This is a genomic window from Facklamia languida CCUG 37842 (assembly GCF_000245795.1).
Classification (GTDB): Bacteria; Bacillota; Bacilli; order Lactobacillales; family Aerococcaceae; genus Facklamia; species Facklamia languida.
In genome coordinates this window covers 1,599,400-1,612,596 of the sequence record NZ_JH601133.1, presented here as the reverse complement: position 1 = coordinate 1,612,596, position 13,197 = coordinate 1,599,400, and the positions used below count along the sequence as shown (strand labels likewise).

Below are 13,197 nucleotides of genomic sequence, written 5' to 3'. Positions count from 1 at the left end.
TAAGCTTAGTCCTGCCCTTTTAGTTGGTCCTTGATTAAGGCCAGATTGCTGACCAAGGATTCTTCTGCGATCTGCTCATAGTAGATGTCATCCTTCATCATGCCCTCACCTTCAAACTGGTGAAAGTTAATCTGCGGGTTAGCCTTGGGATAAGCCATGGCTAGGCGCCCCATTTCAACTAGAGAAAGGTTGGTGTTGACCGATTTGCGTAGGGTGAATGCCATGTCCATGGCTTCCTTGACCCCCGTCAAATGCTGGCTAATTGCCTGATAGATGGCAAGAATCATCTGTCTTTGCCGGTCTTGCCGGTCATAATCGCCACCCGACCCAGACCGGTCTCGCGCATAAGCGACCGCCATATCACCATCCATATGGTAGGATTGGCCAGCTTCAAATTGATAACCACTCATCTCAAAGCTGGTGGTAGACGTTAGGTCAATCCCCCCTACTGCTTGAACAATGGCTTGGAGACCGTCCATGTCGACATAGGCGTGATATGGGACTTTGATGCCCAACCAATCCGCCACCGTCTCGCGAGCCAAGTCTGGACCGCCAAAGGCATAGGCGTGATTGATCTTATCCTGCCCCCGGCCAGGAATGGCGACATAAGAATCGCGTGGGATGGAGAAGAGATCAATCTGGTTGGCTTCTAAATTGACGGTGGCCAAGATCATGACATCCGACCGTCCCTTATCCTCCCGCCCCTTTCCAGTATCAACTCCCATCAAGAGCACCGCAAAGGGGTCTTTGAGATTGCGGGCCTGGCCAGTGGTTGTCGGCGCAATGAGACTGACTAAGAGGACCAAGCCGAGTAGTAAATGGCACGTTCTTTTCTTCATAATTAAATCTTCTCCTTCATGGTATGAATCATGGCTATTTTAGTCGCTTTTGTTTATGAAAGCAAAGGAAATTCAGAAAAACATCCAAAAAGCATGAAAGAGGAAATAAAAATATTATAAGTGAGATAATCGTCAATAAGGCAGGTCCACTACTTAATCATAGGGGACTGCCCTTCAAAGCAAAGCTTTTCCAGGCTCGATCCACTAGGCAATGCCTAGACGGTAAAACCGTAAGGCATTGCAAGCTGCGTGGATCGTCCTTCTTCCTATGATTAAGTAGTAAGACCTGCCTTTTATTGACTGATTATCTATTTTTTATATTCATAACTTGTAAATTCATCCAGTTGCCGAAATAAGAAAAAACAAATATAGACTTCCAATCTAATAGTGACACCTTATTCGATCAAATTAAACCATTTTAGGTTCCTAACTTAAGCCTTACCTTCACAAAGATAATGGATAAAGATTAATTTTTAATGGAGACTAACAGATGCTTTTGAAAGGGTGATATTAAAACAGGTTGCAGTGAATGGCTAAAATCACACTAGCTGCTTATGTATTGGCTTCATCAATTAGCTTGTATCAATAGATTAAAAGTGCCATTTAATATTTGATTTCCGAAAAAGTTAAGTATGACAGCCATTATTACTGAAGGAATGCTAATATTTCATAAATTTATCTATAATTGCCTATCAATGAACAAAAGCAAGCATTAACGATTGTGGTTTTCAATAAATCTTCCGCTACTTATTATGAGAAAACAAGTAAACTAACCTCCGATTGTTAGCTGTTATGTCAACCTATGAAGACAAGGTTTTCTTTTATACTTGCTGGGCTTAGATTAATAGTTGATATTTATCCCTTCTTTTTGAAAGTTAGACCAGGTTTGCTAGGAAAAATATTTTGCTTTCTTCGAATTAAGATTTAACATTTTTATTGGCAGCATCCTATCAAATTGGTCTTATTTTTCTGACTAAATTAAAGTAAATGGCTTAAATAAAACAAGACAAAAAAATCCGTCAATACAAGGCAGGGTTCAATGCTTAATCATAGGAAGGAGGACGATCAACGTAGCGTGCAATGCCTTACGGTTTACCGTTTAGGCATTGCCTAGTGGATCGAGCCTGGAAAAGCAAAGCTTTGGAAGGCGGTCCCCTATGATTAAGCAGTGGAACCTGACTTATTGACGGCTATCTTTTCTTTTTAACTTTTTGTATCCCTTATGCCTAGTGGTCCTAGCCTGAAAAAGCAAAGCTTTGGAGGGCGATCCCCTATGATAAGCATTGTACCTGCCTGATTGACGATTATCTAACCTTTTTATCCTTAATCCTAGTAGACCGAACCCCTACCGCCCTGCTTGCTATCAAATAAGCAATGACTTAGAATGAAAGTATCATACGATAAGGAGTGCTTTCATGAAAGTTAGAAAAGCGGTCATTCCAGCAGCTGGCTTAGGAACTCGCTTCCTCCCCGCTACTAAGGCCATGCCCAAAGAAATGCTACCGATCGTTAACAAGCCAACGATCCAATTTATTGTAGAAGAAGCGATTGAATCCGGCATTGAAGAGATCCTGATCGTGACCGGACGGTCCAAGCGACCCATTGAGAACCATTTCGATGCCAATGAAGAATTAGAATATGTCTTAGCTAACAAGGACCAGTTAGATGCTCTCAAGACAGTCCAAGGCTTGAATGACATCCGCCTCTTCTATACCCGGCAACCTTATCCCAAAGGGCTTGGCCATGCAGTTCTGCAAGCGAAAAACTTTGTTGGCGATGAGCCCTTTATCGTCATGCTTGGCGATGACTTGATGGACGACCAAGTGCCACTCACCAAACAGCTGATTGACCATTATAATGAGACCCACGCTTCAACTTTAGCCGTTATGCCGGTCCCTCCTCAAGATACGGCGAGCTATGGGGTGATTGACCCCGAGCGGGAATATAAGAAGGGGGTCTATAACGTCCGCCGCTTTGTCGAGAAGCCTCAACCCGAACATGCCCCTTCCAACCTGGCCATTATTGGTCGCTACTTACTCAACCCTGAGATCTTTACCCTATTGGAGACCCAGACAGCTGGGGCAGGCAATGAGATCCAATTAACCGATGCCATCGACCGACTCAACCGGATCCAGCGGGTTTTTGCCTTAGAATTCACGGGCAAACGCTATGATGTCGGCAATAAATTAGGCTATCTCCAGACCATGATCGATTATGCCCTCTCCTTGGAGGACTACCGTGAACCGATCCGTGATTATATCAAAGAGATAGCCCTAACACTCAAGGAGGCGAAATAAGATGTCCCAGTACCCCAAAGTAACCAAGGCCGTCATCCCAGCTGCAGGGCTTGGAACCCGCTTCCTCCCAGCTACCAAGGCCATTGCCAAGGAGATCCTACCGATCATTGACAAGCCTGCCATCCAATTCATCGTCGAAGAAGCTCTGGAAGCCGGGATTCAAGATATCCTCATCATTACTGGTAAGGGGAAGCAAGAAATTGAAGACCACTTTGATGCGAATTTTGGCTTAGAACAGAACTTGAGGGCCAAGGGCAAGGACCAATTGTTGCAACTTGCAACTGAAACGAGCAACTTGAATATCCACTATACCCGCCAACAAGCGCCAAAAGGCTTGGGCGATGCGGTCCTGCACGCCAAGACCTTTGTGGGCCAAGAGCCCTTCTTACTCCTCTTGGGTGATGACATTACCCGAGGAGAGAACCTGTCCCGGTCGATCATGGACCTCTATGAAGCCAAGGGGCAGACAGTCATTGCGGGTGTCCGCGTGGACCAAGCCCACACTAAGCGGTATGGGATGCTGGATATCGTGCCCACTGACCAGGATCTGATCTACCAAATCCAAGACCTAGTTGAAAAGCCGCAAGACACCAGCCCATCGAACTTAGCAGCGGCTGGCCGCTACATCCTTCAGCCTGAGATCTTTGACCTTTTGACGGACCAGCAAGCAGGTGCCACAGGTGAGGTTGAACTCACGGATGCCCTCATTCACTATAAGAAGAACCATGATCTATTAGCCTACGACTATCAAGGCGAATGGTATGAAGTGGGTGATCCTCTGGGACTCTTAAAGGCTTCGATCCGTCTCGGCCTCGACCATCCCCAGATCCAAGCTGAATTTAAAGACTATCTGCTAGAATTAGCCGACCAGCTCTAAGACGCATCCTCACAAGAAGACCCTGGACACCTTCCGTCCGGGTCTTTTCGTCACCATGAATGATAACGGTGAGTAAATATCTTTCTAGTTTGTTGAAAGAATTGCGCCTATTCTTTATAGGTAACGGTTACATATTTTGAAGTTTTTTTGTAATTAATTGACCTATTAAAAGTTATTTGATTTTGACCTAATTCGCATTATAATAGTAGTTGGGTGCTTTTTGCTTCATAATTAATTTTCAAAAAAATTCATTATAAGAAAAAGTATGTAAGAACCTGACTGATTGATTGAAAGAAGGAATGACAATGGAAGAAACTTCGGTTGTTCGCATGCTGGGCCTCTCCTTCAACCTCAACACCCTAGTGGCAACGCTGGTGGTCGTGGGGATTGTGATTGCCCTATGCTTCTTTACCAGCCGTAAATTATCGCTCGATCGCCCGTCTAAGGGCCAAGTATTAATGGAGATGGTCATTGAATTTGTGGAAGGGATCTGTGATTCGACCCTGAACCAGCACCAGCCCATCTATGTCATTTTGGGCATGACCCTCTTGCTGTTCGTCTTTGTGTCCAATCTGATCGGTCTCCCCTTCCTAATTAAGACCCATGAGATTTCGCTCTGGCGCAGTCCAACGGCGGATCCGATCGTAACCATCTCACTAGCGATCATCGCCATTCTCACCGGCCATGTCCTGGGAGTTCGCCGATTTGGCTTTTTCGGCCATTTGCGCCATTTCTATGCCAAACCCAACCTCTTAAAGTTACCGATCCAGTTGGTGGAAGAATTGATCAACACCACGACGCTGGCCTTACGTTTGTTTGGGAACATCTTTGCGGGTGAAATCCTGCTCAACTTGATCGCCAGCTTTGCCATGGTCTTTATTCCCATCACCCCGATCGTTGCCCTGCCTTTACAAATGGTCTGGCAAGGATTTTCGGTCTTTATTGGGGCCATCCAGGCTTATATCTTTACCACTTTAACCATGGTTTACTTATCGCATAAAGTCCAAGAATAAATCATAAAGGAGACAAAATAAATATGAACGCATTAGCTGCAGCACTTGCAATTGGTATCGCCGCTTTAGGAGCTTCGATTGGGAATGGCCTCGTCATCTCCAAGACCATCGAATCCATTTCCAGACAACCCGAATTAGATTCACAATTAAGAACCATGATGTTCTTAGGAGTGGGCTTGATTGAAGCCATCCCGATCATGGCGGTCGTGATCGCATTCATTCTCGTCTTCTCATAATCCCCAGTCCAGCATAAAGGAGTGTCCACATTGGATTTAGACCTACATTTATTAGTCGGTGAAGCCTTATTAACCCTTCTGGCCTTCTTAATCTTACTGTATGTGATTTATAAGTTTGCTTGGAAACCTTTTAACGCTACGATTGAAGCCCGTCAAGCCAAGATTCAAGACGATTGGGACCAAGCCGAACAAGCTAAGAAAGCCAACCAAGAAGTCCAAAGCCAAATCGACCAGCAACTTAAATCTGCCCATGTTGAAGCCGATAAAATTATCCGTCAAGCGACCATTGAAGCCAGCCATACCCATGACAATATGCTGGCTAAGACTCGGGACGAGCAAGCCAAGATGATCCAAGCCACCCAAGAAGACCTTAAGAAGCAACGGGACCAATTCGCATTGGATATGCAAGAATCCCTCGTTCACATGGCGACAGCCATGGCCAGCAAGGTCTTAGCCCGCGAAGTGAATCCTGACGATCATCAAAAGATGATCGAAGAATTTATCAAGCGATTGGAGGGCCTCGATGAACAATTCTAACCGCCCTGGTCTCGATAATTTGAGAACCTTAGAATCAGCGGCCCACCAATCTGGCCGCCAAATCACCTATGAAGAAGAGCTCCTCTATCAATTTCTAGGGATTGAACGCAAATATGATGAAGAGGGAATGGAAATTACGGAAGAATTAGAAGGCGATCGGGTCTTCCTCTCTTCTGCCATCCCCTTAACCAAGGACCAAAAGTTAAGGATCCTGCGCCAATTTATGCGGATTACCAACCAAGAAGTCCGGTCCTTCATCACCATTGTTGATCCCTCTTTGATAATTGGTGTCCGCATTCAAAGCGAGCGTTTCTACTATGAATTATCTGGCCAACATACCCTCCGTTCAATGAATGAACAAATTAAGCTGTCAAATAGTGAAGAGGTGTCGTCATAATGTCTTTTGATAAGAATAACAAGATTACCCAAGAAATCCTGGACCAGATTAACACCTACCGCCATTCAGACCGGATTGAAGAAGTCGGAACAGTCTCTTATGTTGGAGACGGGATTGCCTTTTGTGACGGTTTAGACAAGGCCATGTATGGTGAAATGGTCGAGTTTAACGATGGGACGATCGGAATGGTCCAGAACTTAGAAGCTGACCAAGTCGGGGTCATTATCTTTGGCTCCTATGACCATATTCATGAAGGAGATCTCATCCGGCGCTTGAACCGGACCATGGAAGTCCCAGTTGGTGACCAACTGCTGGGCCGGGTCGTCGATTCACTTGGTCGCCCAATCGATGAAAAGGGTCAGCTCCTGACCACCAAGTTTCGCCCCGTTGAAGCTCCAGCGCCTGGCATCATGGAACGGCAATCAGTTAAGAAGCCCCTCCAAACAGGGATCAAGGCGATTGATGCTTTAGTCCCAATCGGACGTGGCCAACGGGAATTAATTATCGGGGACCGTAAGACGGGGAAGACTTCCTTGGCAATCGATACCATCCTCAACCAGAAAGGCAAGGATGTCATCTGTATCTATGTCGCTATCGGTCAGAAAGAATCCACCGTCCGAAATATTGTCCAAACCTTGACCAAGCATGAGGCCATGCCCTACACCATTGTCATGACGGCCTCCGCTTCCAAGCCAGCCCCCATGCTTTATATTGCGCCTTATGCGGCGACTGCCATGGCGGAAGAATTCATGTACAAGGGCCAACACGTCTTAATCATCTATGATGACTTATCAAAGCAAGCGGCTGCCTACCGGGAAATGTCTCTACTCTTGAAACGGCCACCTGGACGGGAAGCCTATCCTGGCGATATCTTCTACCTCCATTCCCGCCTCCTCGAGCGGTCGGCTAAATTGTCCGATCAACTAGGAGCCGGATCCATCACCTCGCTTCCGATTGTGGAGACCCAAGCCGGCGATATTTCAGCCTATATTCCAACCAATGTTATTTCCATTACGGACGGTCAGATCTTCCTCCAAAGTGACCTCTTCTTCTCAGGAATTCGCCCAGCCATCAATGCGGGACTTTCAGTCTCCCGGGTGGGTGGATCGGCTCAACTGAAGGCCATGAAGCAGGTTTCCGGAACCTTGCGGTTGGATTTAGCTTCCTACCGGGAATTAGAAGCCTTCACCTCCTTCGGGTCCGATATTGATACCATGACGGCCAGACAATTACACCGGGGTGAACGGATTGTCGAGGTCTTGAAGCAACCGCTCCACCGGCCAATTCGGGCAGGTGTTCAGATCATCAACTTTTTTGCCTTGTCAAATGGCTATTACGATGATATCAAGCTCAAGGACTTTACCGCCTTTGAGACTGAGTTGGAAGACCATTTAACCATCAACCATACGCCCCTCCTAGAAGACTTAGAGAACAATCAACCTCTACCGAATGAACTGGACTTACATAACATTCTCGATACGGTCAAGAACAGTTTTAAATTAACCCATGAACTCGAGATTGCACCGGGAAGTGATCAATAATGGCCCTCAATGAAATTCAAAAGCGGATCCAATCGACTGAGAAGACCGCTAAGATAACCAATGCCATGCAGATGGTGTCACGTAATAAGGTCAACCATTTATTGGATATGGCCCAATCCTACCAAGTCTATATCGACCATTTGAGGCATACCATGAGCCAGCTCTACTATACCTTAAAGGTCACCCCACCGGATTTTACCAAGCCGGATATCCGGTCTTTAATCCGCAACCGGCCAGTCAAGAAGATTGGCATCTTCCTGGTCACAACCGACAAGGGGTTAGCTGGGCCTTATAATACCAGCCTGCTCCAGGGCATGGATGATTGGATTCGCCAACAAGACCTGGCTGACAAGGAATTAATCTTCTATACCCTGGGCCGAACCGGTGAGCGCTACTGCGATCAACGCGGTTACCAAATCGCGCGCAAGTATTATCCCCTGTCTGACCAGCCCTCCTTTAGGGAAGCCCATTACTTCATTCGCCAATTGCGCTCAGCCTATGTGGAGAAGGAAGTGGATATTCTCTACCTGGCCTACCAACATTATGCGAGTGGTTCTCTTTACCAGTTCGGGGTTGATAAATTATTACCAGTTGTTAACGTTTCAGCCAGTACAGACCCCGAATATGTCCAAGGTGACCGCCAAGCCATTCCACCCGTCTATCTCATTGAACCGACGGCTGAAGAGGTCTTAGAAGGCTTGCTCCCTCAATACATTGAAGCGAATGTCTATGGTGCCCTGCTCCAGGCCAAGACGGCCGAGCATTTTGCCCGGATGACGGCGATGAAGTCCGCCACCGACAATGCCCATGACCTGATCGATCAGCTCAAGCTCAAGTACAATCAAGAAAGACAAGTCAAAGTAACCAATGAAATTTTAGAAATTGTTGCCGGCGCCCAAGCCCAACAAAAAGAAAGAAGGAAATAAAGATGCGCATCGGACATATTAAACAAGTGATCGGACCGGTTGTCGATGTCTCTTTTCCCATCGAATATGGTACGCCAGAGATCCATCATTCCCTGATCGTTACGGACTTGGAAGAAGTCACCCGGGAAACGGATCGCGCAACGGTCTTGGCCCACCGCCAAGTCGTACTGGAAGTCGCAATTGACCTCGGCCATGATACGGTCCGGACGATCGCGATGGAAGGAACGGAGGGCTTATCCCGCGGCATGTCCGTCGTGGACCTCCAAGAACCGATAACGGTTCCAGTCGGCGATGTGACCCTGGGCCGGGTCTTCAATGTTCTCGGCGACACGGTCGATAATGGCCCCGCCCTCTTCCCTGATGTTCAAAGAAATTCCATCCATGCGGAAGCACCCGCCTATAGTGACCTCACTTCCAACCAAGAGATCCTGGAGACCGGGATCAAGGTGATCGACCTGCTTGCGCCTTATCTTAAGGGAGGCAAGGTCGGCCTCTTTGGTGGTGCAGGGGTCGGCAAGACCGTCTTAATTCAAGAACTCATCCATAATATTACCCAAGAACATGGCGGCCTATCAGTCTTTACCGGTGTGGGCGAACGGACGCGGGAAGGAAATGACCTGGTCCAAGAGATGCGCGAATCGGGTGTCTCCAAGAATACAGCTATGGTCTTTGGTCAGATGAATGAACCCCCTGGTGCCCGGATGCGGGTTGCCCTATCTGGTCTGACCATGGCGGAATATTTCCGGGATGTGAAGCACCAAGATGTCCTCTTATTTATCGATAATATCTACCGGTTCACCCAAGCAGGTTCGGAAGTCTCTGCCCTACTCGGAAGAATGCCTTCCGCCGTCGGTTACCAACCAACGCTGGCGTCTGAAATGGGAGCCATGCAGGAACGGATCACCTCGACCAAATCTGGTTCGATTACCTCTATTCAAGCCGTCTATGTTCCGGCCGATGACTATACCGACCCGGCACCTGCGACGACCTTCTCCCACCTCGACGCTACGACCAACCTAGAGCGACGCCTCACTGAGCAAGGAATCTATCCTGCAGTGGACCCCTTGGCTTCTTCCTCTTCTGCCCTTTCTGAAGAAATTGTGGGCCAACGTCACTATCAAGTCGCTCGGTCCGTGCAAAAGACCCTGCAAGCCTATGAAGACCTGAAGGATATCATTGCCATCCTTGGTGTTGATGAATTGAGTGAGCGTGAGAAATTAACCGTCAAAAGAGCGCGTCGGATCCAACTCTTCCTCTCACAGAACTTCCACGTGGCCGAAGCCTTCACGGGTATTCCCGGCTCTTATGTGACCGTGGAAGAAACAATTGATGGCTTTGATGGCATCCTGCAAGGCAAATATGACCAACTACCAGAAGAAGCCTTCCGTAATGTCGGCTCCATCAAGGAAGCCATTGCCAAGGCAGCCAGTTTAGGGGTGAGCCTCGATGACGACCAAGACTAAATTAATTGACGTCCAGATCGTTTCACCTAATGGACTGGTCTACGCGAATACGGCCACTAAGTGCCAGGTCCAATCCGTTCGGGGCGGTCTGACCATCTTACCCGACCATATTGCCATGATGACGGCTTTGGATATCTCTCCCGTCATTGTAACGACTGGAGATCCCCAAGCACCTGAAGATTATATCGCCATCAATGGCGGCCTTTTGGAAGTGCGGGATAACGAACTGACGATCATTGCCAACATGGCCATTCGGGCCAGTGACATCAATGATGCGGCCATCCAAATGGAAAAGACCATGGCAGAAGATGCTATGAACCAAGCCAAGATTGACCACGATATCCGGGCCTACCAAATGGCTGAATTAGACCTCAAAAAGGCCCTCAACCAACTGGATGTCATCAAGCACCACCGCCACCAATAAGGGGGAGACTCATCGATACCCCTCCTAGCAGACAAAAAAACAACCGAAGCGGTCCTCATAAACGAGGCGTCGCTTCGGTTTTTTGTCGAGTTGCATAAGGGGCAGCGAGTCCTGGCAAGTCTTTTGGTTGAAGCCCTGACCAAATCGAAAAGCAAGCAGCCAGCTAGGCCTTGGTTAATCTTTCATGGGTCTTGACTAATTCGGCCGCTCCAATCAAGGCAGCATCATTACCTAATTCGGCCAGAACAATCTCGGTTTGCCCTTCCAGTGCCTTGAAGACATATTGTTCACACTTGGCTCGAACTGCCTTGAGCAGGTAGTCGCCAGCTTTTGAAATGCCTCCACCCAGGATAATGCAGGCAGGCGTCAAGATATCGATCAGATTCGCACAGCCCTGCCCCAAATAGCTGGTATATTCATCAAAGATCTTCTGGGCAAAGAGGTCGTTATCCTGGGAAGCCTGGATAATCTCCTTAGCGGTGACTTCCTGGCCTGAATCAATGGCTTCCTTAATGGCAGACTGGCCTGAAAACCGCTGAGAATACTCCCGGGCCAGGTTATTCAGCCCCGTAGCGGAAGCGAGGGCTTCAAAGCACCCATACCGACCACAGGTACACTGGATATGACTGTCCTTATTGAGAATCATGTGGCCCACTTCACCAGCAGACCCCTGCTGACCGTGATAGATCTGGTCGTCGATAATGATGCCACCGCCAATCCCTGTTCCAAGTGTAATCAAGACCACATGGGCCTGGTTGTGGCCAGCCCCTTGCCGTTGTTCGCCTAAGGCCGCAATATTAGCATCATTTTCCAAATAAAAAGGTAAGTCAAAGGCCTGGTGGAAAGCAGAGGCCAAGTCCTGTTGGTCTTCCCAATTCAAATTGAAGGCCCCATGGACGGTTCCAGCTTGTTGGTTAACACTGCCTGGACTCCCCATCCCAATTCCCAAAAGGTTCTTTTCTTCCAGTTGGTAAAGGTCTAAGTGATCCTTAATGGACGCAATGATATCTGGCACGATATGTTGCCCCTTGTCTAAAATATTGGTATGGATCGACCACTTTTGTCGAATTTGGCCATCGAGGTCGACAATGGCAATCTTGGCGGATTGGCCACCTAAATCAATGGCGATAATATATTGCCCGCTCATAGTCTGTCTCCTTTAGCTAAATTAATAGTTTCTAATCTTATTATAGATAAAATAAGACGCTTACACAATCCAAAAAGCCAGTCCTGATACATTATCGTTGAGATATAAAATTAAGCTAATTAAAAAGACGACAGTGTCCAATGCTTAATTAAAGGGGACCGCCCTCCAAACCGCTAGTTTGGAGGACGGTCCCCCGTGATTTATTATTCACTCAGACCTAGATTTGATCTTTATTCAGCCTTTTGCTTGATAGTCTCTATAAAAAGCCACCCAGGTTTGTCCAGAATAGAGGGTACATATCACGGTAAGGTGTCGTTTTTTACAATAAATCCAAGGATGATTTGAGTCGTTCGAGAGATTCTTGCAACTTGTGGCGCGGCATCGCTATGTTCAGTCTGACAAAGCCATTCCCATCTTCATTAATAGAACTGCCATGGGTTCCAACTATCTGAGCATTGTCAATCAAAAAAGATGTTAATTCATCAGGAGTCATTTCCAGTTCACGGAAATCAACCCAGACAGAATAACCGAATTCTGGCAGCTGGGTCTTGATTCTTGGTAATTCATTGAGGAATGAGACTACCAATTCAAGGTTCTGCCATACATAGCTTTTGGCCGCTTCAAACCACGGTTGAGCCTGCTGATAGGCTATTCTGGTCGCCTCTAATCCAATAATGTTGACAAAATAATAGCGCTGCATCAACATCTTAATGAATTCCTGGCGAAGGCCTAAGTTGGCAATCCAGGTGGATGCCACTTTCAAACCACCGAAGTTAAATGTCTTCGATGGTGACGTACAAACAACCAGATGCTCTATCTGATCCACATACCGTAGCATAGAATGGTGCGACCGATCTCCATAATACCAGTCTTGCCACATTTCATCAGATATAATCGCAAGATGATGCTTCTGACAAATCTCTACCACACGATCCAATTCCTCAACCTTCCATACCCTCCCAATCGGATTATGAGGATTGCACAACAACAGGAGCTTATTTTGTTCACTCTGCGCCGCCTGCTCGAAGAACTCCCAGTCGATGGAATAATTCAAGTCTTTCTCTTTGAGAGGGATATTCACAATCTTACGTCCGTAATTACGAGTAATTCCATTGAATGCATGGTAAACCGGATTGAAAATTATGACACCCTCACCCGCTTCTGTCAATAATTGCATCGCCATACTCAAGCCAGGCAAAACACCAGGTGTTGGCACAAGCCACTCTTGGTTTAAGGATAATTGATGGTACTTCTTATGCCAATCCAATACACTTTCAGCATATTCTGAAGTAGGAACGTTATATCCTAAAAATCCTGGATTCTCAAGGTAAGCTTGAAGGCCTTGCAAGATTTCAGGTGCAGTGGCAAATTCCATTTCAGCCGTTGACATGGGTACCACACCACTTGGAATATTGGGCTTGCCTGCTTCCATTAATTTCCACTTGCTTGAATATGACTTCAATCGATCAATGAATGTATCAAAATCGTAAGTCATATGTA

The 13,197-nt window shown here is 47.0% G+C and carries 13 protein-coding genes; 10 read left to right on the top strand and 3 right to left on the bottom strand.

Annotation, left to right across the window (positions count from 1 at the left end):
• Positions 1-5 precede the first annotated feature (5 nt).
• On the bottom strand, positions 6-839 hold the full coding sequence (locus HMPREF9708_RS07400; RefSeq protein WP_006309658.1) for an LCP family protein: 834 nt from the start codon (positions 837-839) through the stop codon (positions 6-8).
• A gap of 1,415 nt (positions 840-2,254) precedes the next feature.
• On the opposite strand from HMPREF9708_RS07400, the gene galU reads away from it, so the two are divergent.
• From galU to atpC, 10 genes are all read left to right on the top strand, one after another.
• Complete coding sequence (galU, locus tag HMPREF9708_RS07395) at positions 2,255-3,136, top strand: UTP--glucose-1-phosphate uridylyltransferase GalU (RefSeq protein ID WP_006309657.1); 882 nt, start codon at positions 2,255-2,257, stop codon at positions 3,134-3,136.
• Between the two features lies 1 nt (position 3,137).
• Positions 3,138-4,013, top strand: coding sequence for a UTP--glucose-1-phosphate uridylyltransferase (locus tag HMPREF9708_RS07390; protein WP_006309656.1), 876 nt, complete (start codon positions 3,138-3,140; stop codon positions 4,011-4,013).
• 305 nt (positions 4,014-4,318) lie between these two features.
• On the top strand, positions 4,319-5,026 hold the full coding sequence (atpB, locus tag HMPREF9708_RS07385) for a F0F1 ATP synthase subunit A (protein ID WP_006309655.1): 708 nt from the start codon (positions 4,319-4,321) through the stop codon (positions 5,024-5,026).
• A gap of 23 nt (positions 5,027-5,049) precedes the next feature.
• Positions 5,050-5,262: a F0F1 ATP synthase subunit C gene (atpE, locus tag HMPREF9708_RS07380; RefSeq protein WP_006309654.1), complete on the top strand. Its 213-nt coding sequence runs from the start codon at positions 5,050-5,052 to the stop codon at positions 5,260-5,262.
• A gap of 30 nt (positions 5,263-5,292) precedes the next feature.
• On the top strand, positions 5,293-5,799 hold the full coding sequence (gene atpF, locus HMPREF9708_RS07375) for a F0F1 ATP synthase subunit B (protein ID WP_006309653.1): 507 nt from the start codon (positions 5,293-5,295) through the stop codon (positions 5,797-5,799).
• A complete protein-coding gene (locus HMPREF9708_RS07370) occupies positions 5,786-6,196 on the top strand; it encodes a F0F1 ATP synthase subunit delta (RefSeq protein ID WP_006309652.1) in 411 nt (136 codons plus the stop codon). The genes atpF and HMPREF9708_RS07370 overlap by 14 nt, the downstream gene beginning before the upstream one ends.
• Entirely contained in the window at positions 6,196-7,737 is a 1,542-nt protein-coding gene (atpA, locus tag HMPREF9708_RS07365; protein WP_006309651.1) for a F0F1 ATP synthase subunit alpha, read from the top strand. The genes HMPREF9708_RS07370 and atpA overlap by 1 nt, the downstream gene beginning before the upstream one ends.
• Complete coding sequence (gene atpG, locus HMPREF9708_RS07360) at positions 7,737-8,663, top strand: ATP synthase F1 subunit gamma (RefSeq protein WP_006309650.1); 927 nt, start codon at positions 7,737-7,739, stop codon at positions 8,661-8,663. Before atpA ends, atpG begins: the two co-directional genes overlap by 1 nt.
• Before the next feature lie 2 nt (positions 8,664-8,665).
• Complete coding sequence (atpD, locus tag HMPREF9708_RS07355; protein ID WP_006309649.1) at positions 8,666-10,126, top strand: F0F1 ATP synthase subunit beta; 1,461 nt, start codon at positions 8,666-8,668, stop codon at positions 10,124-10,126.
• On the top strand, positions 10,110-10,550 hold the full coding sequence (gene atpC, locus HMPREF9708_RS07350; protein WP_006309648.1) for an ATP synthase F1 subunit epsilon: 441 nt from the start codon (positions 10,110-10,112) through the stop codon (positions 10,548-10,550). Before atpD ends, atpC begins: the two co-directional genes overlap by 17 nt.
• 163 nt (positions 10,551-10,713) lie before the next feature.
• On the opposite strand, the gene HMPREF9708_RS07345 is transcribed toward atpC, so the two are convergent.
• A complete protein-coding gene (locus HMPREF9708_RS07345) occupies positions 10,714-11,697 on the bottom strand; it encodes an ROK family glucokinase (RefSeq protein WP_006309647.1) in 984 nt (327 codons plus the stop codon).
• 319 nt (positions 11,698-12,016) lie between these two features.
• Complete coding sequence (locus HMPREF9708_RS07340; protein WP_006309646.1) at positions 12,017-13,192, bottom strand: MalY/PatB family protein; 1,176 nt, start codon at positions 13,190-13,192, stop codon at positions 12,017-12,019.
• Positions 13,193-13,197 lie beyond the last annotated feature (5 nt).